This is a genomic window from Dongia soli (assembly GCF_034044715.1).
GTDB classification, from domain to species: Bacteria; Pseudomonadota; Alphaproteobacteria; order Dongiales; family Dongiaceae; genus Dongia_B; species Dongia_B soli.
The window spans coordinates 1176396-1198795 of sequence record NZ_JAXCLW010000002.1 but is presented as its reverse complement, the minus strand read 5'-3'; the positions used below and the strand labels follow the sequence as shown (position 1 = coordinate 1198795).

Below are 22400 nucleotides of genomic sequence, written 5' to 3'. Positions count from 1 at the left end.
ATCTGAACGGCGTAATATAATCTAAGCAAGGAAAGGTGTCGACTGCGCCGTCGTTGCCTCTGGACAATCGCGCTGTATCTAAAAAAGACTTTTGGACACATCTCCAGGATCTTTGCTTTTTTGACGAGGTCCATAATTAACACGGCTTCTTCTTGAGGGAGATGTGCTGATGTTTCGCTCCGCTCTCGGCCTAACCGCATTTGTCACCTTGTTGATGCCCGCTGCGGCGGGGGCTGAAACCGTTACCTACCATGCGACTCTCAGCAGTGCTGCCGAAGTGCCGCCAAACAAGACCGCAGGCACCGGAACCGCCACGGCCATGATTGACACCGATCTCAAGATGCTGAGTTATAAGGTGGAGTACACGGGTCTGTCGGGTCCGGCAACGGCGGGACATTTTCATGGCCCCGCTGCTGTGGGCAAGAACGCAGCGGTGCTCATCCCGATAATGGCGCCGCTTGGCAGTCCGATCAACGGTATGGCCAAGCTTACCGATGCTGAGATCGCCGACTTTGCGGCCGGGAGCGTCTACGTCAATATCCATACCGAGAAAAACCCGGGCGGAGAAATCCGCGGCCAGATGTCGAAGTAGTAGCGGCCTGCGACCGTGGCCCGCGCGGTTGCTGGTTGAGCGACGATGACGCTAAGCCAGGGCAGCCGTATCGAAGCCTTGTAAGCATAAATAGTTGGGACCTTATCCGCCCTGTGACTTAAATGACCGGATGTTGGAAACCAATTACGACCTCACCTCGCCTCCCTCCCACCTCGCCCCGCGTTCCACTGCGCGGGGCGTTTTTTAGCTGCTTTGCCGAGATAGCCGGCGATGGCGTCACCCCGCTTCCCACTTGGCGATGAAGCGTGGTGGTGCAAGCAATCGCAACGGGTCGCTATCTACACCGAGATAAGTGAGCTCCATAATCCAGCCGGAATATGTCGCTTGGCCGAGACCAGCTTCAAGCGATTGGGCTATGTCATGCCAGGTGGGCTCAAGCTCCGGTGCCTCTATCTCCGTGGCCGGTGCATCCGCTGCCTGGACTTTTGCGAAGCGTCTGAAGTTCGAGATCAATTCCAAGTCTTGGTCGTTTCGTGGGCGATTTCGTTAGGGACCTATTTTCACGGGTGTGAAGAGCTTGGACATGACTTCCTCCTTCGCGCCCGCAGAGAACTGCTTGCTGCGCTATTCGACCAAAGGCCAGACCCGCGTCTGGACCTTCAACTACACCAGCTCCGGTCAGCTGTTGAGCGCGCAGCTGCCGCGCCTCGACGTCGCCGCCAAAACCAGCTTTGGCTAAAGCGCATCGTCAGGCGCCATAAAAAACTTCTGTCCGCCAACTTCCGTTAGGCAGACAGGAGCGCTCTTTTCCGTATCTTCAAGGTATCTTAAGGCGGAAGTATCGCACCGTCTGTTCGCCTGGATGGCGCTCATCTTCCTGAAAGCGCATCTGAAAGACGCCTCGCTCCGGGAGCATGCGAAGACGGGCGTCACGATGCGTCGCCGGCATTCGCGAAGCGCGACAAGCGGATCTTTGGAATGTTCATGCAACAGGTACTGCGCGGCGCCTTGCCACATATCCGTGTCCCAGGCAGGACGCTTAAGGAGCTGGCAGCCCCGCTCCGGGCCGGCGAGGTCTCGTTCATCCTGGATGACGATGGAAAGTTCATCGCCAGATGAATGAAGGAGGCGAGGGCGTCCTGGCGGCGAAACGTCTGATGCTCATCTCTCATTTCGCTGATGTCCCGTCCCCTACGGAAGACACCCTGGCGGCAAGCCCGTCGAGACTTGCGTTCGGCGCAATACGAGCGCAAACTGCACAATCGTGCTCCAAAAGAACGATCGATGATCGAAATCGACATTGCCTGGCTGCGTGAATTCGTTGTTCCGAACGACGAGTGGGAGACGGCAAATGGCAAATCCAGTAGTGGGAAATTCAACAACCCTTAATATCCCGGCGGTTCGGGGGGACGGTGCAAATGTGGGCATCGTCGGAACGGCCCAAGATGGTTGGGCGATCTCGGGCGAAAGCAAGAAGCAGGTGGGTGTGCGCGGTGTTTGCGACGATGGCTGGGGCGTGAGCGGGGACAGCAAGAACCAGGTTGGCGTACGCGGATACTGCGAACCCGGATGGGGCGTAGCCGGCGAGAGTAAGGCCGGAGTTGGCGTGCGCGGCTTCTGTGAGAGCGGTGCGGGCATTTTCGGGACTACCCAAACAGGCATAGGCGTCTACGGTGAAGGCGGGAGGCTCGCCGGATATTTTAAGGGCGACGTTGAAGTCACTGGGGACATTCGTTTGATTAACGCCGACTGTGCCGAGGAGTTTGACGTAAGAGAGGAGCTTGACCCTGGAACGGTAGTCGTACTGGCTGAGGAGGGCACGTTGCTTCAGAGCAAGCAAGCCTATGACAAACGGGTTGCCGGCGTGGTTTGCGGTGCTGGGAACTACAGGCCAGGAATCATATTGGACAAGCAGGAAGGCGCCACGAACAGGCTCCCGATAGGTTTGTTGGGAAAGGTTTATTGCAAAGCCGATGCCACCCTTTCGGCCATAGAAACGGGAGACCTATTGACTACCTCTCCAACTCCTGGTCATGCGATGAAAGCGACCGATCCGTTGAAGGCGTTCGGCGCTGTGATCGGTAAGGCTTTACGACCGCTGAAAGACGGCCTCGGAGTAATACCGATATTAATCTCACTTCGTTGATGCTCTTTGCGTTGCGCACCCGGAATCTCTCCGCATGTGATGGAGCGATCTCCCTTGGTGTCCGCTTAGTGGGAGTGACGAGATGGGTTTTTATGTTTTCAAACTGGATCAAATCCACGTCAAGAATAATCGAGGAAAAATACCCGATACTGATCTGGTGACATTCAGTGTCTTCGTGGATCAAGTAGATCGTGGGCACGGGACGGGCACTTTCCCGGGTCTCGGTCCTTCTGCTCATTCCACTCCTGCTAACGCAGTCCGCCCAAACAACAAAGCGAACATGGACAACGATTGGGATATTGGGCCCCTAGAAATTGATCCGGGAAGCAGCGTTCACGTTGTCTATACCGCTACAAACATAAGCGATGCTGAGTTGACGAGCCTCACCAGGAAGCAGCAGGATGAGATAGAACTCAAGCTTCTCGGCGCAATCGCAACGGCCGCGATTGCGGCACTCTCGGGCGGAAGCAGTTTAGCAGGCGAAGGGATTGCGGCTGCAGTAGGCAAGGGTGTTGCCGCTGCGCTTGGCGCGATCACGGATCCGGTGGCCTGGTTTATAGGCTATGCGCCGCAAGGGCCATGCAATGGCCCCGTATTTTCGGATGCAGTGCAGTTCAATGGCAGCGGCCTGGACAACCTCGCGATGGCGCCGCTGCCATTAAACCCACATATCACGCCCCGACGGCCTCAGTATTTTCTTATCTCGTTCACGCGTTCCTATACCGACGAAGCAACGCACGATAAACAAATATGCGGCGACATCGCGGAAACCGACGTTACTTTTTCGATCCTGAGAATGTCTTTCATTTCGGTGAGATGGGCTCTGAACGATCGTCTTCCGGCACGCTTTCCGGCTGAGATCGGCGCAGGTCTCCGACATTATGCCGATCGGCAATATGGCCAACCGCCAGCTACGATAAGCGTAAAATCGCTTCTAGGCCTGCGGCCGTGATGAGGGAACCCGCGGCACCTGACAAAGCGTCGACGACAGGACGACGGAGCGGCTGGGGGCAGGTTCCGGGCCCACGAGATCTCGTTCAACTTCGAAGATAACTGCAAATTCATAGCGAGGGCGTGAACGGGGGCGTCCTCCCGGCGCGGCCGGCAGTCGGGCTCATAACAGCACAAGGCTCCAGTTCTGTTAACATTTAGCTCTAATGCAAATAAAAATCTTATTGAAACTTCTCACTCGATGTGGCCTGACGGAGTAGTTTCGCCGCAATTTTTTCTAGGATCCCGTTCGTAATCATCGGGGATCGAGTCGTGGGACATGGGATGTGCAGTTGCTGCGGAGCTAACACGCCGACCAATCGACTGCGGACGCTGGAGGCGGGATTGCTGAAGATCGTCCGTTTCCATGCGATCAATCGAAGCGAGTCCAGCTGATGTCGAACTGGTAGAGCAACTGACGAGGCTGGCTTCTTCGCAAAGTGAGATCTCCAAAAGGAGCCATCACTATCATTTGGCGTCCAGGCAGGCCCCTGGGGCATCAATTCAATCAAGGTAAAAAATGTCGATCCGTGCCCAAGCTTCCTGCCAGCCGACACTCCGGGCAGTCCTATCTATCGTTATTGCCGCTTTATCGCTGATAGCGTCTCCCGCTTCTGGGCGTGCGCAGCCTTTGCAGCTGCCGACCGGCAAGGTGGTGCTGACGGTCTCAGGTGCTATTTCGCGCACAAATGCAGGGGGCGTGGCAAACTTCGATATGAAGATGCTGGAAGCATTGCCCAACACAACAGTCACAACGGCAACAGCCTGGACCGATGGGCCGCAAACCTTCGACGGCGTCAAGCTTATTGATCTCCTGACCTACCTTCGGGCCAAAAATATGTCTGTGATGGCCTACGCGCTCAACGACTATTCCGTCGCAATCCCGGAAGAAGACCTGCACGCGACCACGGTTCTGATCGCCTACCGCCGGAATGGCCAATACATGTCGATCGCGAGTAAAGGACCACTATGGATCATCTATCCAGATAGCCTCGGCTCAAAGGATGTTCAGTCGAGAATGATATGGCAACTCAGAACGCTGGAGGTCGGCCCTGAATGAGTATCGTTCGGAAGTACTGGGCTGCCTTTGCCGTCACCCTAATCTTTGCGGGCGCACTTGGCCTTAGCACCTACCTGTTGGTCAAGAATTCCACCGCACTGTCGCAGGCTCAAAGGAGCACTAGCTGGCTGGCTGCCCAACTTGAACTTGAGTATTTCAGAACCTTGAGTCTGCTGGATGCTTTCTACAGCCAAGACCCAGAGGTCTCCGCTGACAGTGTCCGGGAGCGCTTCGAAATTTTCGAAAGCCGAATAAATACGATTGCGACTGGAGAGGAGGGATCCGAGCTCCGGACCACTAAAAACTATCAGCCTCTAATGGATCTGTTGGTTCCTGCAGTTGCTAAAATTCAGTTAGCTCTCAATGGACTCGATAGCGCTAACCCGTCGCAGCACGTTGCAGTTAGGAAACTCCTGACCGCATTGGGACATCCTATTCAAGCATGGACGATGGGCGTTCTGTTACACAATCAAGCTCTGGAAACGTTGCGCAGTTCATACTATCCGGTGTTAGGTGCGCTCCTGGGCGTAATTAGCGCGGGGAGCATTCTGATCTGGATGCTGAGTCAAGCCATTATTAAAGCAGAAGCTTTTGCTCATACCGAGCATATGGCCCGTGAACGGGCGGACCACGCGAATCGTGCCAAAGATACGTTCCTTGCCATAGCCAGTCACGAATTTAGGACACCGCTCAATGCCATCATCGGGTTTTCCGAATTGCTCCGGTCCCGGGCGCACGCGCTGACAGAGGACTCTCGAAATAGATTTTTAGAAGACATTATCTCCAGCGGTCGGCAATTGAGCCGCATCATCAATGACACCTTGAATATGTCGAAGATCTCGACCGGCAAACTGACACTCAAATTGGAACCCGTGGATATCCGCAGCATTCTTAATGACTGTGTTTCTGCATTGCAGTCAGGTGCCAAGGATGTCGGCGTAATCTTGGCCGCGCACATGCCATCCGACGCCATCCAAGTACTGGCCGACGCCGTCTGGCTGAACCAAGCCATCACTAATATTGTGTCGAACGCTATTAGGTTTACGACCTCGGGTGAACGTGTCGATGTGAGGTGCCACCAGCGAGGTGAGTCGGTTGTTCTCGAAGTTGTGGATAGAGGAATTGGTATCCCTGAGACAGAACTCCACCATGTGACCAAGCCGTTTTATCAGGTGCAAAATGTGCTAGATCGAGAGCGAGGGGGGCTAGGTTTGGGACTGGCGATCGCTAATGGCGTAATTGAGGCACACGGTGGCAATCTGACGATCTCAAGTGCGGTGGGGCAGGGTACGGTCGTGAGTGTGTCTTTGCCGACCGTCCGATCGCAAGATGGTTGGGCTCAAGCGCGTAAAGCACAGATCGATGTCAATCAGTTTTAAGAGGTACCAACGGCTCGCCATGGTAGTCGTTGATTAACCGATGCCTGGACCAACGACTGCAAAGCATTGCTGGGACATTTAAAGGACCCCAACGTAAGAACCCCTGAAGCACACAAACCGGATTCCAATGGTCAATGAGTTGCCGTTCGCCATGGTGTTCGGCTGCTACAACCATCTCGCGAACGAGAAGGTTGCGGCCTTGATCCGGGCGAACAGGCCACTCTTTGGCTCAGCCATAGCCGCACGGACATACTGCGCGGCGGTCGCGACGGCTTCGAAAGACGGCAAAGCGTCCAAGATCTATGCTATTAATAAGCTATGGCGCGGGTAGCTCAAAGCGAGAGGCGGGGATAGCGAGAGCAGCACCTCGCTTCGTTGCCACATGATCAGTACCCAAAAAAGGTGCTTTGAAGCAGGCATCAACATGATTCTCTTTTATATGGCGAGAAGCGCTCGTTAGATAAATGCTCGGCGACGGCCGTGTATGGCGGACACAGTTGTAGCCCAATGTGAAATGATCCGCAGCATGGAGGTGCATGATGAAAACCTCACCAATTATGCTTCTGCTCGTCGCGCTGACTTTTCTTCTGAGCGCAACCGGTGCCCTCGCACAGTCTGATGAGGGCACTGATCAGAGCCAGCCTGGTGTTGGCTCCGGCGAATCCACGGACGGTATGCAGCCCGATGTGGACGGCAACTCCATGCAGATGACGGGGCAGACGCCAGGCATGATGTCGCCTGAGGACATGATGAAGGGCGGCATGATGCACGGAGCTGGCATGTGTCCCATGATGGGGATGATGAACATGATGCGCATGGCGCATCACGGCGGGGGCATGGCGCACGAAGAGTCGATTGATCATATCGAGGGGCGAATTGCCTATCTGAAGGCCGAAATCAGGATCACCCCGAATCAGGAGGATAAATGGAATACGTTCGCCGAGGCCCTCAGAAAGGCGGCAATGCAAAAGAACATGATGAACGGACAGAGGAGCGGTGAACGCTCGATGCCCTGGCAGGATCGGCTGGCTAGGCATGAGGAGAGGCTGCAGAGCCGTCTGGATCTGCTGAAGTCCGTAAAGGAAGCAGCCGACCCGTTATTTGCCTCCTTCAGTGACGATCAGCGAAAATTAGCGAATGAACTACTCGCCGGGCCGATGGGAATCATTCGCTAACACGCCCTTCTCGTTTACCCTTGCGTGCTTTCAGCCGTAGATGATCAGCCCGGCGAAGCCTTCGTCCATATGGTCCTGATGATGGCAATGGAAGAGCGTGTTGCCGGGATTGTCGGCCACGAAGTCGACCTCTGCAGCCGAGTAGCGCGGTAGGCTGATCGTGTCCTTCATCACGCCCGAGGTCGCTTTGTTGCCGATCTTCGTAATCTCGAAACTGTGCCGGTGGAGATGCACCGGATGAGTGTCGCCGCTGTTGTTGTTCATCACAAGCCGATAGCGCTTTCCCCGGTGAACGGTGAATAGCGGGTTCGTGTCGGGCCAGGACTTGCCGTTGATGGTCCAGCGGTTATAGCGGCCACGGCCGCCGGGGATCTTCTCGAACTTCAGATCAATGACCTCGTCCGGCATCGCGGCGGGACTGGTCCGACCGAAGGCCGTGTAGTTCCAAGGCGCCTTCGGCGGTGCAACCCATTGCGGGTCGCCGCCGCGGTCGGCATATTCGATGATCACACCCATACCCATGTTGCGGTCGTCCTCGTCGGTCGAACCGAACACCCAGACGCCCGGGTTGTTCATCTCCACGATGACGTCCGCCCGCTCGGCCACGTCGAGTTCCACCGCATCCACCGTCATCGGCGTCGGTACAGGATTGCCGTCGAGGGCGATGACGGTGAAACGGTGGCCTGACAGCGCCAGCGAGATGCCCATGCTGCCGCTGGCGTTGAGCAACCGGAACAGCACCCGTTCGCCTTGACGTACCCGGATCGGTTCACCGTGGCCCAGCATCCGCTCGCCGAGCGTTGCCGAGCGGTACATCGCCTCCAGGCCATTGTCCGGCGGCGGGCCTTTCCGGATATCTTGCATGCTGACCCAATGTCCCTCCCAGTGATGGGCGGCGAGGGTAACCTCACGGTCATAGCGACCGGGATCGTGCGTGGGCTCCACCACCAGAAAGCCGAACTCGCCGGAATAGGTGCTCCGAGTGAGATCGGTCATCGCCATCGCATGGCTGTGGTACCAGCGAGTTCCCGTTGGCCCCGGCGTGAAGGCGTAGCGCAAGGAGCCCCCGGGCGGGATGGCTTGCGAGCCCTCCTCGGCGGAGCCGTCCTGCTGCGAGGGGATGATGAGCCCGTGCCAGTGGACCAGATTTAAGTAGCCGGACTCGTTGATGACGTTGATGACTGCTGGCTTGCCCTCGTGAAGGCGCAGCAATGGGCCAGGGACCGTGCCATTGTAGCCGGTCGTTTTGATCACCTTGCCCGGCGCGATCTCTAGGGAGATCGGCGCAATACGGATCGTGTGGTCGGCGGACGGAACAGTAGCCTTGGCGTAGCTGACGCAGCGATCCGCAAGGTACGCCAACGCCATGGCGCCTGTCCCCGCCAACACTTTTCGACGGCCGACCTGTGCCGTCCAGGATTTGTGGGGAGCTCTGGCAGTCATCGCTATCCTCCTAGGCCAACGTCACGCACTCACGGTGCTCCATCAGTTCGCTGAAAAGCTCCCGTGCTCTGGCTCGCGCGACCGCAAGTGCCTTCGATCCAAGCGGCGTCGCACATAAGGCTCCGGAGAGAGCGGCCCGTGGCATTGGCTGAAGCTCCGAATGGAGTTTACGATGGGGTTGCCATATCGAGAACCGATGAAGCGGCGGGTACCAACTTGCCGATCCTCAGGCCACCTCCTGACATCGAGCTGTCCTCATTTCGGCTGGGACCCGACGCTCAGCTTCCGAAGCCATTGGCCATACACTCCCAGGACCCGATCCTGATCAGCGGTTCGAGGCGCTATCATGCGTTTCACTGGCCCCGTCCGGCGCTCACTTCTGCATGAAGTTGGCGATTTCATCGCTAATTGAATTGAACGATATCTTCCGGATCGAACCATACAAATGGCTGATGCTGGGTCAACCTCGCCGGGCTGACAGGCACTATTCCCCTGCCAATGCGCGCGCGCGTTTGATTTTCGCATCGCTCCAGACTTCGGGCCGTGTCGGCGGAACATTGCGCGCCCGCAGCGACGTGCCGTGACCGGCTTTCAGGGTGACCGCCCCCGCATCGTTTTGCACTTCAACCTCGCCGCTGGAAACAAAAATGTCGTAAGAGCTTTCGAAGCGGCCAGCAAAGACCTCGGTGCCGCGCAAGCTCAATATAGCGAAGGGCGTCTCGATTTTCGGGGATGCCGGGGGCCTTTCTGCTTTACCGCTGTTGAAGCAGAAGGCGCCGTCGAGGATATGGAGGAAGCTGGAGAAAGTATTGCCGGCAAGCGAATCATTCAACTGAACTTCAGCATTCTCGCCGAGGCTCAAACTGCTGCCGTCGAGCATCGCCACCTGTAATTGCCCATCTTTCCCGGTCCACAGCAGATCGCTTTGGAAGACCTTGTCGTCGACGTGTAAAAGGCGAGTGTACTTGCCGAAAGAGGCACCTGCGATCTGACGCTTTTGCCGGACATTTCCAAAGATCGCGCGATCGTTTGCGACGGCCCTCCCTGCCGCAAAACCGAAGGTTATGGTCAGAGCGGCGGTGCCGATAACACGGCAGGCAAAATCGCGACGTGTCACCAAGGCGGCGCGGTCGGCCGAAAAGTCATCGGCGAACAATAAAGTCATGACATTACGCTCCTATCGATCGCCGGGCTCGAGCCGCCGGCGGGATGGCTATATAGACCCGGGGCTTCTCGTCATCAATGGCGCTCATGATAGGTCGACCGGATGAACACCGACTTCGGATGGGTGTGCGATGGGGAGGCGGCGCCTATCGGGAACACCACGTCGGCCAAGAGCAGTGCCTTACCGGGGACGTTTTGTGGTTCGTCCTTCAACAGCGGCGTGATCGTCTCCTGGAGCTTGCCCCCAGCTTGCGTTGTCCCCTGCGGTGTTCCGCCCGCGCCGGTCAGCATCGTAGTGGCGGCGAGGATAGCCGCGCCAGCGGCGAAAAGTGCATGTCTCATTTTAGGCTCCAATTTAAATAGTGCCGAGGCTGCTATTGCTTGGTCGCAGCAGGTGACTGCGGAAGCTGCGCCATCCGGTTGTAGGCATTCATCAGATCGAACGCGATCGTGAGGTCGGTCAGTTGCTTTTGGTCGAACATGGCGACCCCGGCTTCGTATTCGCCATCCGGCACGCCTGTTTTGGCAACAGCTTCACTTGCCGACGTCGCCGCGTTCTTCTGTCATCTCCTGAAAGCAAGGAGCGTTGTACCGGGCGACAGCACCTCTAGTAGTAGTAAAAAACATGGGCACCGCCCTGGTCATAAAACAGCGCCGAGATTCGCAATTTTGCCTGTACCATCGCGCGATGGCCGAGTCCCCCTGTCCAGCTCGATCATGCTGTCTGCTGACCACGGTCCTTGCCGACGCTCAGACTCGACCTGAGGCCCTCGGCCGTTGGCCAGCACCCCCAGCAGCTCGGCCAGACCGAACCCCACAGCCACCCAGCCGAGCCGTCCCACAACTGGGCCATCCGCGATGACCAGGGCGCCCCGACGTCTTCATCAACCCATCTAGCGATGAAATTCGAAAGCGTTTGGAGCCGTGAACTTCGTCGATGCAGCCGGCCGCCATGCGGAGGCCGATCGAAGATTCCGGGTTGCGATGCGCTGGCTTTTACGAATCAGTCTTCTTGCGATCGGCCTTGCGATAACAGCGGCGGCGCCAGCAGTAGCTACGCCATCCATCACGACCTGCTTTACGCCGGGCGGGCCTTGCACCGATTTGATTGTCACCGCGATCAGTGCTGCGAAAAGGCAGATCCGCGTGCAGGCCTATAGCTTCACTTCCGCGCGCCGATTGCCAAGGCCCTCGACGATGCGTATCGTCGCGGCGTCGAGGTGCAGGTGATCCTCGACAAGAGCCGGGCGACCGCCAAATACACCGGCGCCACCTATCTGCAAAATGCCGGCGTGCCAGTGGCAATCGACTACAAGGTCGCCATCGCCCATAACAACGTGATGGTGATCGAAGGCGAAACCGTGATCACTCGCAGCTTCAATTTCACCAAAGCTGCGCAGGGGAAGAACGCTGAAAAGTTGCTTGTCGTTCGCGACGCAGATCTGGCGCGTCAATACCTCGCGAATTGGGAAGCGAGGGCCGCTGTTCCGCGGAAGTATCGGCGGAAATAATCGGAACTTACGTGAATCGACCGGTTGGTCATCGCGAGCATTCCCCACAACTCGTAACGTTGACTGGCCCCGTGCAATCATGCACGGGGCTCCTTTAATCTGCTCCTATCGATCGCCGGCCTCGAGCCGGCGGAGGATTATAGCGGGCTTCTCTTCATCAATGGCTCGATGATAGGTCGACCGTTTAACACCCATTTCCGATGCGCGTGCGATGAGAACCCGGCTCCGGTCGGTAACACCCCGCCCCCCTGGCGAAGATCAGTTCCTTACCTGAGACGGTTTGTGCGCCCTTGAACGACTGCGTCATCATCTCATGGACTTCGGCCCTAGCTTGCGTTGTCGCCGGCGCTGTTGCGCCCGCGTCAGTCAGCGTTACCGTGGCGGCGAGGATAACCGCGGCCGTAGCAAGAAGTGCATGTTTCATTTTGAGGCTCCATTTCAAATATGCCGAGCTGCTATCGCAGTTGTCTCGGATCGCTAGTTGTGGTGAAAACATGCGCACCGCCCTGGTGATGAAACAGCACCAAGACTCGCAATTTTGCCTGTACCACCGCGCCATGGCCGTGTCCCCTTATCCAGCTCGAAGGTGCTGTCTGCTGGCCACGGTCCTCGCCGACGGCATCAGGCTCGGCGCAGGGCCCTCGGCCGAACCGAACCCGGCCGTCACGCAGCCGAGCCCCTCACTGCGCCATCGGCGATATGGGGAAATAGGTAACCGAGGAGTTCAGAGAAAGACTGACCGGCGCCTAAGGCGCAGGCGGCCTGGAAAAACCGTGCAGCGGTGCGCTCAGACCGCGAGCGGCAAACGGCTTGGGGAGAAACTTGGCGCGCGCCGGCAAATTATCCGCTGGGGCCGGACCTTGCCGGAGGTGATGATCAGTTCAACATGGTGCTTGCTGCAAGGGGCGCATCGTTGAAGTTGCGCCCTTCGAGCCGTCACTGCGAAGGGAGTCGACCGCTCGCTTATAGCGGGCGCACGGCTGCGTTGACATTCCAGGTGGCAGCGGGCAGATTTGCACTATCACCAGGGGTGCCCCGACAAGGGGCTGAGATACGGCAGGCCGCAAGGCAGCGCCGGAACCCTATGAACCTGATCCAGTTCATACTGGCGTAGGGACGGTGCGGACGCCTGACAGGTCATATGCGACCATTCCAACTTAGGCGCTCTTTCTCCTTCCTGTCAGAGCTGGGTCTCCATTGCTTGCAAAGCGAGGAGCCTCGATCATGACGTTCATTCAGGCCACCAAGGCCAACCCACCGACCAGACCTGCTGTCACCACGGGGCCGCTGCCCGCCTCGACCAAAGTCTTCAGGTCCGGCTTTCTTCATCCTGATATACGCGTTCCTATGCGGGAGATAGCGGTACATCCAACCGCTGGCGAGCAACCTGTGACAGTTTACGATTCTTCCGGTCCCTACACGGATACGGCAAGTGAGACGCAGATAGAAAAAGGGCTGCCACGTGTTCGAGCCTCCTGGATCGAAGCGCGCGACGATGTGACGGCCTATGACGGGCGCCATGTCAAACCGGCGGACAACGGTTTTGTCGCCGGCGAGCAACTGACGCCGGAGTTTCCGCTGCGCCACCGCCCCTTGAAGGCGCGGGACGGGAAGGCAGTGACCCAGCTTGTCTATGCAAAAGCGGGCATAATCACGCCGGAAATGGAATTCGTCGCCATTCGCGAGAATCTCGGCCGGGAGCAAATGCGCAACACGATGGCGCGCGACGGAGAAAGCTTCGGCGCGGCGATACCCGATTTCGTTACGCCGGAATTCGTGCGCGACGAGGTTGCCCGCGGACGAGCGATTATCCCGGCCAACATCAACCATCCAGAGAGCGAGCCGATGGCGATCGGCCGCAACTTCCTCGTCAAGATCAACGCCAATATCGGCAATTCCGCCGTCAGCTCCTCCATGGCCGAGGAGGTGGATAAGATGGTCTGGGCGACCCGCTGGGGCGCAGATACGGTCATGGACCTTTCCACCGGCCGCAACATCCATAACATCCGCGAGTGGATCGTCCGCAATTCGCCGGTGCCCATCGGCACGGTGCCACTCTACCAGGCACTGGAAAAGGTCAAAGGCATTGCTGAGGATCTGACATGGGAGGTGTATCGCGACACACTGATCGAGCAGGCTGAGCAAGGCGTGGATTATTTCACCATCCACGCAGGCGTGCGGTTGCATTACATCCCGCTTACCGTCAACCGCGTCACCGGCATCGTCTCGCGTGGCGGCTCGATCATGGCCAAGTGGTGTCTGTATCATCATAAAGAGAGCTTTCTCTACCAGCATTTCGAGGAAATCTGCGACATTTGCCGCGCCTATGACGTCTCTTTCTCACTGGGGGACGGATTGCGGCCGGGCTCCGTCGCCGACGCCAATGACGCCGCGCAATTCGCCGAGCTGGAGACCTTGGGCGAACTGACAAAAATCGCCTGGGCAAAGGACTGTCAGGTGATGATCGAAGGCCCCGGCCATGTGCCGATGCACAAGATCAAGCAAAACATGGACAAGCAGCTCGCCGTCTGCGGTGAGGCGCCGTTCTATACGCTCGGACCACTGACGACAGACATTGCGCCAGGGTACGACCACATCACCAGCGGCATTGGCGCCGCCATGATCGGCTGGTTCGGCACGGCAATGCTCTGCTACGTCACACCGAAGGAGCATCTGGGCCTGCCCGACCGCGACGATGTGAAAACAGGTGTCATCACCTACAAGATCGCCGCCCATGCTGCCGATCTCGCCAAGGGCCATCCAGCGGCGAAGATCAGGGACGATGCGCTTAGCCGCGCCCGCTTCGAGTTCCGCTGGGAGGACCAGTTCAACCTTTCGCTTGATCCTGAGACGGCGCGGTCCTTACACGATGAAACGCTGCCAAAGGAGGCGCACAAGGTGGCGCATTTCTGCTCCATGTGCGGGCCGAAATTCTGCTCCATGCGCATATCGCACGACATCCGCGCCCAGACGCAGAAAGAGGGTATGGCCGCTATGGCCGAGAAGTTCCGCGAAGGTGGCGACCTCTACATGCCGATCGAAGTTGCAAGCGTTGCGACACGGCGGTGAACGTCCTCGTCAGGGGTGCAGGCGTGGCAGGCCTGGCCGTTGCCTTCGAACTGGTCTCACGAGGCATGGCGATTACCGTCACCGATCGTCGTCCGTCGATTGAGGGCAGTGCATCCTGGTTCGCCGGTGGGATGCTGGCACCCTGGTGCGAGCGCGAAAGCGCCGAACAGGCGGTGTTCGATCTCGGCCGCTCCGCCGCGGATTGGTGGGAAGCCGCATTGCCCGGCCATGTCCGACGCAACGGCACGCTGGTGGTTGCACCGCCGCGTGACGTCGGTGAGTTGGCCCGCTTCGCCGACCGCACCATGGGCGGGGCGATATGGCTGGACGAAGAGGGTATCGCCCGGCTGGAGCCTGCACTTGCCGGCCGTTTCTGCCGTGGCTTGTTCTTTCCTGGTGAGGCGCATCTGGATCCCCGAGAGGCGTTGACCGGCCTCCAAACGAGGTTGGCCGATCGGGGCGTCCGTTTCCGGCTGGGCAGGAGCGACGTTGCGCCTGCAGACGGAAGCTTCGATCGAGTGGTTGACTGCATAGGAGATGGTGCGATCGGCAGGATGCAGGGGTTGCGCGGCGTGCGGGGTGAGATGCTCTACCTGCACAGCACGGAGATCGTCCTGTCGCGGCCCGTGCGGCTGCTACATCCGCGCCATCCGCTCTATGTCGTGCCGCGCGCGGCTGGCCGCTTCATGATCGGGGCGACCATGATCGAAAGCGAGGTGGGCGGGCCCATGACCGTCCGTTCGGTGATGGAATTGCTCAATGCCGCCTATGCGCTGCATCCAGCCTTTGGGGAGGCGCGGCTCGTGGAGACGGGAACCGGCATCCGCCCCGCCTTTGCAGACAATTTTCCCCGTGTGATCGTCAGTGCCGATGCGATCCGCGTCAACGGCCTTTACCGGCATGGCTTCCTGCTCGCTCCAGCCATGGCAGCCGAAGCTGCGGCGGAACTGGCGAGGGAGGCTGGAAGACGCGACCAATACCGTAGAATCAAAGGAGAGCCCTTCGATGAAGTTCATCGTCAATGGTGAGGAGCGGGAAGTCGCCGCCACGACGTTGCATGAGTTGCTATCGCTACTCGACTATCGGGGCCGGTGGTTGGCCACCGCGGTGAATGGCGAACTGGTGCACAGCGAGGATCGCATCAAGCGCACCCTCGCGGAACGGGACCGCATTGAAATCCTGTCTCCCATGCAGGGAGGCTGAACGTGCTGTCGCTCTATGGAACCGAATTTGCCTCGCGCCTTTTGCTTGGTACGGCGCGCTATCCTTCGCCCGCCGCTCTGGCGGAAGCGGTGCGGAAGTCACGGACGGAAATTGTGACGGTCTCACTCCGCCGTGAGACGGCCGGCGGCAGGTCGGGCGGCGCGTTCTTCGAAATGATCCAGGAGCTTGGCGTAAGCGTCCTGCCAAACACCGCCGGCTGCCACAGCATCTCCGAGGCGGTGCTGACGGCCAAGATGGCGCGCGAGGTCTTCCGTACCGACTGGATCAAGCTGGAAGTGATCGGCCATCACGACACGCTCCAGCCGGACGTTTTTGCGCTGATCGAGGCCGCGCGCATATTGTCCGGTGAAGGTTTTCAGGTCTTTCCCTATACGACTGACGACCTCGTCGTTGCCGAAAAGCTGCTGGAAGCCGGGTGCCGTGTGCTGATGCCTTGGTGCGCGCCGATCGGTTCCGCGATGGGGCCGGTCAATCAGTCCGCCCTGCGCGCCCTGCGCGCCAATTTCCCGGAGATTCCGCTGATCGTGGATGCCGGCATCGGCCGTCCGTCACATGCTGCGGTTGTCATGGAACTGGGTTTTGACGCCGTTCTGCTCAACACTGCCGTCGCCGCAGCCGGGGATCCCGCCGCCATGGCCCATGCTTTCGCTCTCGCCATCGAGGCGGGCCGCCAAGCCTTCCGCGCCGGCATGCTGGAGCCGCGCGACATGGCGGTTCCCTCGACCCCCATTATCGGCAAGGCCGTGTTCCAGTGAAACTTGACCCGTTTTACCTCATCGTCGACAGCGCCGAATGGATCGCGCGGTTGGTGCCGCTCGGCGTGAAGCTCGTGCAGCTCCGCATCAAAGATATGGAGGAGATTGCGCTGCGGGCCGAAATCAGCAGAGCTAAGTCGATTTGCGCCAGCGCCGGCTGCACGCTCGTCATCAACGACTATTGGCAACTGGCAATCGAGGAAGGATGCGATTTCGTGCATCTAGGGCAGGAAGATCTCGCTGAAGCCGATCTCTCCGCTATCCGACGGGCGGGTCTAAGGCTGGGTCTCAGCACGCACGACCATAGCGAACTTGCGACCGCGCTGGACGCTAATCCGGACTACGTGGCGCTCGGTCCGGTCTATCAGACTATCTTGAAGAAAATGAGATGGGAGCCGCAAGGGCTTGAGCGCCTCGCCGAATGGAAGCAGTGCGTCGGGCCACGGCCGTTGGTGGCCATAGGCGGCCTCAATCCGGAGCGGCTTGCTGGCGTGTTCAGACATGGCGCCGATAGCGCGGCGGTGGTGACCGATATCATCTGCAATGCCGATCCGGAAGCGCGCACACGCGAATGGTTGGAAGCGACGGCGCCTTGGCGATAGCTGCCGAACCGTGCCGGTGACGCCATTAACCATGTTTCTTTTCTTGTCGCCTTATTGCACCAATGAAGGGAAAGGAAAATTCTCCGCTTCCGAACGATGATAAACCCATCATGCCGGTTTGGATTCCTTGTTTATTAAGCACTTTGATGCTACGGGCTTTGGGCAGCGTCTGCTGAAATTTGGGGGTTCTGCAGAAGACGCGCCTTGAGTCGTGCGACTGCCGGGCTGCATGCATTCACATGCGCCGCGCCGCCATGCCCCCCGCTTTGATTTGCCCGAATTGGGGGAAAAGATGGTGGGCGGAAGAGCCAGGGGAACCGTGTCTGCGAATGGCAGCCGGCGGCAGCGATTGATGATAGCGGCCTCGCCGCTGGCGATTTCCTTTCTGACCTTGCTGACGGCAGGTTATCCGGCCTCGTCAGCCGAAGCGGCTTCCTGCGATGCCAGCAATGGCAGCGAGCTCACCAATTGCATCAGCAATGCGAATGCCGGTGACACGATCAATGTGACCGGCGATATCACGCTGACCGACAATCTGCCGGTGATCGATAAAGACCTTACCATCAATGGCAATAGTCATTCGATCGATGGGAACGCGACTTACCGCGGCTTCTTCATCGGCGGCGGCAATGTGGCGATTAGCAATCTCGCCGTGAAGAACGCACTGGCGAAAGGTGGCGATGGCGGCGGCAACCACGGCGGTGGCGGCGCCGGCGGTGGCATGGGAGCCGGCGGCGCCATTTTCGTGCGCAATGGCGCAGCCGTGACACTGGATGATGTGTCACTTGACTCCAATAGCGCACAGGGCGGTGCGGGTGGCGATAATGTCCTGCCAGGCGGTCCTGACAACGGCGGTGGCGGTGGCATGGGCGGCGATGGCGGCGATGGCTCCGGCTCTAACGGCGGCGGCGGCGGCGGCGTGTTCGCAGATGGGGGGCAAGGCGTGGCAGGTTCGCCGGGCAAAGGCGGCGATGGCGGGGGACCGGCAGGCGGTGCGGGCTCCGTCCAGGGCTCGGGAGCGGCCGGCGGTGCCGGCGGAGACTATAGCGGCGGCGGCGGCTCGAGTGCGAGCGCGGTGGCACCGGGTGGCGACGGTGGCTTCGGCGGCGGCGGCGGCGGCGACAGTAATTCTTGCAGCCCTGTAAATACGGGCGGTGCGGGTGGTTTCGGCGGCGGCGGCGGCGGTTCGGCCTGCGGCAGCGGCGGCAATGGCGGTTTCGGCGGCGGCGGCGGCGGGAGTGCCGCCGGCCTCGGCGCTAGCGCCGGTTTCGGTGGCGGCAATGGCGGCCAGGGCGGCGGCGGCGGCGGCGGCATAGGCGGCGCGATCTTTGTCCAAGACGGCGGCAGCATCGTCATCAAGGGCTCGCTGACCATCGACGGCGGCAGCGTTGCGGGCGGCAGCGGCGGCACCACGTTTAATTCCAGCGCGAATGGCACCGCCGGCTCGGCTTTCGGTTCAGGCATCTTCCTGCAGGGAACGAATGCCTCGCTTACCTATGCACCAGATGCCGGCGACACCCAAACGGTGAACGATATCATCGCCGACGAAGCCGGGTCGGGCGGCGGCAACAGCGTCGGTATCATCAAAGCCGGCGCCGGCATGCTGACGCTGAACGGCACCAACACCTATACCGGCGGCACAACGGTCAATGCGGGCACCGTGGCGGTCGGCAACAATGCCGCACTGGGTACTGGCGCGGTCACCATCAATGGCGGGGGCTTGCAGGCGAATGATGACGTCACCCTCGGCAATGCCGTTTCCCTGAACACCGTGGGGACGGTCGACACCAACGGCCATGACATGACCTTGAGTGGCGATATCGCGGAAGTGACCGCGGGGGCAGGCGGTTTGATCAAGGACGGCGCCGGCTCCCTGACTTTGGGCGGCAACATCAGTTATACCGGCCAGACGACAATCGAGAAAGGAACGCTCGGGATAGATGCCAGTGGCAACATCCTTGCGACGATGGGGAATGTCGATCTGGTGGGCGCCAGCGCCGTTTTCGATCTCACGAATGCACAGATCGTGTTGATGGGCGATCTCAGCGGCGTTGCGGGCAGCAAGCTGATGACCGGAGCTGATACCGGATTGCTCGTCCAGGGTACCACCGATACCACCTTTGCCGGCACGATCTCCGGCACTGGCGCGATTGTTTCGATCGGCGCGAACACGTTGACACTGAGCGGGGTCAACAGCGCCTTCAGCGGCAGCATCATCGCAGGATCGGGAACCCTGGCGATCACCAATGGCATGGCGCTGGGCATCGGTAAGCTCATTTTGACCGATACCACCTTGCGGACCGATGCCGCCATGACCCTCGTCAATAACGTGACGCTAGAGGGCGGGACGGCAGGAACGATCGACACCCACGGTCATGACGTGACCCTCTCAGGCGATATCTCTGAGACCGGGACCGTGGGCAGTACTGCCTTGGTCAAGGCCGGCGCCGGCATGCTGACGCTGAACGGCACCAACACCTATACCGGCGGCACCACGGTCAATGCGGGCACCGTGGCGGTGGGCAACAATGCCGCATTGGGCACTGGCGCGGTCACCATCAATGGCGGCGGCTTGCAGGCGAATGATGACGTCACCCTCGGCAATGCCGTTTCCCTGAACACCGTGGGGACGGTCGACACCAACGGCCATGACATGACCTTGAGTGGCGATATCGCGGAAGTGACCGCGGGGGCGGGCGGTTTGATCAAGGACGGCGCCGGCATGCTGACGCTGAACGGCACCAACACCTTTACCGGCGGCACCACCGTCGATGAGGGCGCCTTGGGACTCAATGGCTCGGTGAGTTCGGGCGTGACTGTCTCGAGCGGTGCGGCTGTCGGCGGCCTTGGCACGATCGGCGGCGATCTGATTATGGCGACCGGCTCAACCTTCCAGGCGCGGGTCGATGCCGATGGTAGCGGCGATGAGCTGACGGTGACCGGGGTGGCGCATCTTAATGGCGCTCAGGTCTCGGTGCTGGCGGGCAGTGGCAGATATGGGGCATTGACGACCTACGCCATCCTGTCATCAGATAACGCGATCGACGGCACGTTCGACAGCACGGTTGTGACCAATCTCGCTTTCCTGGACGGCACGCTCGATTTCGCCACCGATCCCAACAAAGTGTTCCTGACGCTGACGCGCAATGTCACCAGCTTCGCCAGCTTGGCGGCGTCGCATAACCAGCAGGAGGCGGCACAGGCGGTGGAGAGCCTGGGGGCGGGGAACACGCTCTATGACGGGGTACTCAACCTCGATGCGGCGGGCGCGCGGCCTGCGTTCCAGCAATTGGCGGGCGATGCCCATGCCAATGCGCAGAACGCCGTGCTGAACAACAACCGGGCGCTCGCCAATATGATGATGGGCCGGCTGCGTGAGATGTCGGCCAATCGGCAGGCTCAGACGCAGGTGAATGCGGCGCGCGTCGGCAGCGATGTGCTCGATGGCCAGTTGGCGGCGGCCAATGACCAGAACACGGCCAGCGACATGCCATTGGAGAATGGCAACTCCGACGGCATCCAGTTCTGGATGCAGAGCCTGGGCGGCTGGGGCCATGACGATAGCGACGGTAATGCCGAGGCGCTAGATCGCGTCACGGCCGGCCAGGTGATCGGTGCCGACGTCGCGGTCGGCGAGGACTGGCGCGTCGGTGCCTTGGGCGGCTACAGCCATAGCTGGGTCGATCAGGCCGATAGCAACGACGATATCAACAGCATTCACATCGGTGCCTATGGCAGCGGCCAGGTCGGACCGATCGCCTTGCGCGGCGGGCTCGGCTATAGCTGGAATCATGTGAAGGCCAAGCGCGATGTCGCTTTTGGCGCCGTCGATGAGAACTTGAAATCCAATTACGACGCGCATCTGCTGCAAGCCTTCGCCGAAGCCGGCTATCCAATCGCGGTTGGAAACACCGTGATCGAGCCCTATGGCGGCTTTGGCTACACGCATCTGTGGAGCGACAGCTTCAAGGAAAAGGGCGGGGCGGCGGCCTTGGAAGGCAAGAGCAGCCAGGAGGACATGCCCTACAGCCTGCTCGGCCTGCGCATCAATGGCGAAGTGGCGCGGTTTGACTCGATGTCGCTCAATCTGCGGGGTGGTCTCGGCTGGCAGCACATGCTGGGCAATGTGACGCCGAGCACGAGTGTCCGCTTTGAAGGCAGTGATAGCTTCCAGCCGCGGGGCCTGCCGATTGCACGCGATGCGCTCATTGCTGAAGCAGGGATCGATCTCACCGTCGATCGTAATTTCTCGCTCGGCATCGGCTATGACGGCCAGGCGGCGAAGGACAGCTACAACCACACCTTCAATGCCAACCTCACCTGGAAATTCTGAGGTATCAGCGCGTTGTGCTTCACCCCAACTCAACCTCCCATGAAGGGAATGAGGTCCGCAGTTCTTTGCGCCCTCATGGATCCGCAACGAAGTTCCGGAATGTTACCGAGTAGCGCAACTGGCTGACGGGCGGCACGCTGTGCTGCCAGCTCCACCTCGCCGGGCCGCGCATCAGATATGCGGAGCGCGGTTGAAGTACATGCGAGATCCGTTGCCAATCTTCGCCGCGCTCGCGACGGAAGCGGAACGTTGCTGGCGATGACAGCGAGATGCCGACCACGTCCGAGAACATGCCCTTGTCGCGGTGCCAGCCCACACCGGCACCGGCATCATATTAATTGATGAGTATCTGCTGCAGATCCTCAGGCGCTAGGCTTGCAAACGCGGCCGCCGTCGCCCGCAGCGACATCAGAAAGTCCGGCAACGGGCTGTTGCTGCGTAGCGTCTTGCGATCAAAATCGTATTTCCAGCCGAAGGAGACGATCTGCCGTTTTCCGAGATAGCCTTGGAATTCGAAGGGCTTGAAGGGAAGCCGCTGGATCTCTTGGATCAGCGCCGCTTCTTCGTCCGCTGAGATAACGTCGTCACGGTAGATGAAGCCTTCCGGTGCTGCCGCCGTGTCACCGAACGGATCCGGCTGCGATAAGCGGAGCCGCCGGCTGGTGATGGGACGGGCAATGACGCTCATGAGCTACTTTTCAATGCTGAGTGGGTTAGGGCCCAAGCAAGTCTTCGATCGCCTGGCAGACGCGCAGCCACCTCCAAAAACTGCAATTTAGGCGAATGCGATCCACATCAACATGGCTGGACAGATAAAGAACGCTCGGCCGGCAAAGGCTGCCGGGTTACGCCGGGTTGTTGGGGCATGAACGCTGGGGTGGGTAGCCCCAGGGCGGGCTCACCTGAGCCGTAATAATGGCGAAAGATGGAGAACTGCGGAGAATTTACACCCCGATTTTCTTTCCTACCAAATCGACTAACCATCGTGGTTATACT

General features: G+C 59.5%; 21 protein-coding genes, 1 pseudogene and 1 riboswitch. Of the genes and pseudogenes, 15 read left to right on the top strand and 7 right to left on the bottom strand.

Annotation, left to right across the window (positions count from 1 at the left end):
- Positions 1–169: 169 nt before the first annotated feature.
- Positions 170–592 carry a CHRD domain-containing protein gene (locus SMD27_RS12045; RefSeq protein WP_320508608.1) on the top strand — a complete coding sequence of 141 codons (423 nt, stop codon included), beginning with the start codon at positions 170–172 and terminating at the stop codon, positions 590–592.
- A 237-nt stretch (positions 593–829) separates the two neighbouring features.
- Here SMD27_RS12045 and SMD27_RS24160 read toward each other — a convergent pair whose 3' ends face one another.
- Positions 830–1066, bottom strand: coding sequence for a DnaA N-terminal domain-containing protein (locus tag SMD27_RS24160; protein WP_379990555.1), 237 nt, complete (start codon positions 1064–1066; stop codon positions 830–832).
- Positions 1067–1136: 70 nt separating this feature from the next.
- On the opposite strand from SMD27_RS24160, the gene SMD27_RS12040 reads away from it, so the two are divergent.
- From SMD27_RS12040 to SMD27_RS12010, 7 genes are all read left to right on the top strand, one after another.
- Complete coding sequence (locus SMD27_RS12040; RefSeq protein ID WP_320508607.1) at positions 1137–1292, top strand: hypothetical protein; 156 nt, start codon at positions 1137–1139, stop codon at positions 1290–1292.
- A gap of 245 nt (positions 1293–1537) precedes the next feature.
- Positions 1538–1672, top strand: coding sequence for a hypothetical protein (locus tag SMD27_RS12035; protein WP_320508606.1), 135 nt, complete (start codon positions 1538–1540; stop codon positions 1670–1672).
- A gap of 232 nt (positions 1673–1904) precedes the next feature.
- On the top strand, positions 1905–2699 hold the full coding sequence (locus SMD27_RS12030) for a hypothetical protein (protein ID WP_320508605.1): 795 nt from the start codon (positions 1905–1907) through the stop codon (positions 2697–2699).
- An 82-nt stretch (positions 2700–2781) separates the two neighbouring features.
- The gene (locus SMD27_RS12025; protein ID WP_320508604.1) at positions 2782–3651 is read left to right on the top strand and encodes a hypothetical protein; all 870 of its coding nucleotides are present in this window, start codon (positions 2782–2784) and stop codon (positions 3649–3651) included.
- Between the two features lie 558 nt (positions 3652–4209).
- Positions 4210–4749, top strand: a complete 540-nt coding sequence (locus SMD27_RS12020; protein ID WP_320508603.1) for a molybdopterin-dependent oxidoreductase — start codon at positions 4210–4212, stop codon at positions 4747–4749.
- Positions 4746–6128, top strand: a complete 1383-nt coding sequence (locus tag SMD27_RS12015) for a sensor histidine kinase (RefSeq protein ID WP_320508602.1) — start codon at positions 4746–4748, stop codon at positions 6126–6128. Before SMD27_RS12020 ends, SMD27_RS12015 begins: the two co-directional genes overlap by 4 nt.
- Positions 6129–6664: 536 nt before the next feature.
- A complete protein-coding gene (locus SMD27_RS12010; RefSeq protein WP_320508601.1) occupies positions 6665–7303 on the top strand; it encodes a Spy/CpxP family protein refolding chaperone in 639 nt (212 codons plus the stop codon).
- A gap of 30 nt (positions 7304–7333) precedes the next feature.
- On the opposite strand, the gene SMD27_RS12005 is transcribed toward SMD27_RS12010, so the two are convergent.
- From SMD27_RS12005 to SMD27_RS11990, 4 genes are all read right to left on the bottom strand, one after another.
- Complete coding sequence (locus tag SMD27_RS12005) at positions 7334–8671, bottom strand: multicopper oxidase family protein (RefSeq protein ID WP_320508600.1); 1338 nt, start codon at positions 8669–8671, stop codon at positions 7334–7336.
- Between the two features lie 559 nt (positions 8672–9230).
- Positions 9231–9902: a FecR family protein gene (locus tag SMD27_RS12000; RefSeq protein ID WP_320508599.1), complete on the bottom strand. Its 672-nt coding sequence runs from the start codon at positions 9900–9902 to the stop codon at positions 9231–9233.
- Positions 9903–9985: 83 nt separating this feature from the next.
- On the bottom strand, positions 9986–10252 hold the full coding sequence (locus SMD27_RS11995) for a cupin domain-containing protein (protein WP_320508598.1): 267 nt from the start codon (positions 10250–10252) through the stop codon (positions 9986–9988).
- 32 nt (positions 10253–10284) lie between these two features.
- Positions 10285–10425 carry a hypothetical protein gene (locus SMD27_RS11990; RefSeq protein WP_320508597.1) on the bottom strand — a complete coding sequence of 47 codons (141 nt, stop codon included), beginning with the start codon at positions 10423–10425 and terminating at the stop codon, positions 10285–10287.
- Between the two features lie 711 nt (positions 10426–11136).
- Here SMD27_RS11990 and SMD27_RS11985 point away from each other — a divergent pair.
- The 7 genes from SMD27_RS11985 to SMD27_RS11955 all read left to right on the top strand — a co-directional run bounded on the left by SMD27_RS11985 (position 11137) and on the right by SMD27_RS11955 (position 21404).
- Positions 11137–11421 carry a phospholipase D-like domain-containing protein gene (locus SMD27_RS11985; protein ID WP_320508596.1) on the top strand — a complete coding sequence of 95 codons (285 nt, stop codon included), beginning with the start codon at positions 11137–11139 and terminating at the stop codon, positions 11419–11421.
- 1016 nt (positions 11422–12437) lie between these two features.
- A riboswitch (TPP riboswitch) is annotated at positions 12438–12556 on the top strand.
- A gap of 89 nt (positions 12557–12645) precedes the next feature.
- Positions 12646–14490: a phosphomethylpyrimidine synthase ThiC gene (gene thiC / locus SMD27_RS11980; protein WP_320508595.1), complete on the top strand. Its 1845-nt coding sequence runs from the start codon at positions 12646–12648 to the stop codon at positions 14488–14490.
- A complete protein-coding gene (thiO, locus tag SMD27_RS11975; RefSeq protein WP_320508594.1) occupies positions 14487–15518 on the top strand; it encodes a glycine oxidase ThiO in 1032 nt (343 codons plus the stop codon). The genes thiC and thiO overlap by 4 nt, the downstream gene beginning before the upstream one ends.
- On the top strand, positions 15496–15693 hold the full coding sequence (gene thiS / locus SMD27_RS11970; protein WP_320508593.1) for a sulfur carrier protein ThiS: 198 nt from the start codon (positions 15496–15498) through the stop codon (positions 15691–15693). Before thiO ends, thiS begins: the two co-directional genes overlap by 23 nt.
- A gap of 2 nt (positions 15694–15695) precedes the next feature.
- Complete coding sequence (locus SMD27_RS11965) at positions 15696–16469, top strand: thiazole synthase (RefSeq protein ID WP_452094329.1); 774 nt, start codon at positions 15696–15698, stop codon at positions 16467–16469.
- Complete coding sequence (locus SMD27_RS11960; protein ID WP_320508592.1) at positions 16466–17071, top strand: thiamine phosphate synthase; 606 nt, start codon at positions 16466–16468, stop codon at positions 17069–17071. Before SMD27_RS11965 ends, SMD27_RS11960 begins: the two co-directional genes overlap by 4 nt.
- A gap of 352 nt (positions 17072–17423) precedes the next feature.
- On the top strand, positions 17424–21404 hold the full coding sequence (locus tag SMD27_RS11955; protein ID WP_320508591.1) for an autotransporter domain-containing protein: 3981 nt from the start codon (positions 17424–17426) through the stop codon (positions 21402–21404).
- 73 nt (positions 21405–21477) lie between these two features.
- Here SMD27_RS11955 and SMD27_RS24155 read toward each other — a convergent pair.
- Positions 21478–21726, bottom strand: a pseudogene (locus SMD27_RS24155) (alpha-ketoglutarate-dependent dioxygenase AlkB); the annotation flags it as partial.
- A 12-nt stretch (positions 21727–21738) separates the two neighbouring features.
- Positions 21739–22092, bottom strand: coding sequence for a hypothetical protein (locus SMD27_RS11950; RefSeq protein WP_320508590.1), 354 nt, complete (start codon positions 22090–22092; stop codon positions 21739–21741).
- Positions 22093–22400: the final 308 nt, after the last annotated feature.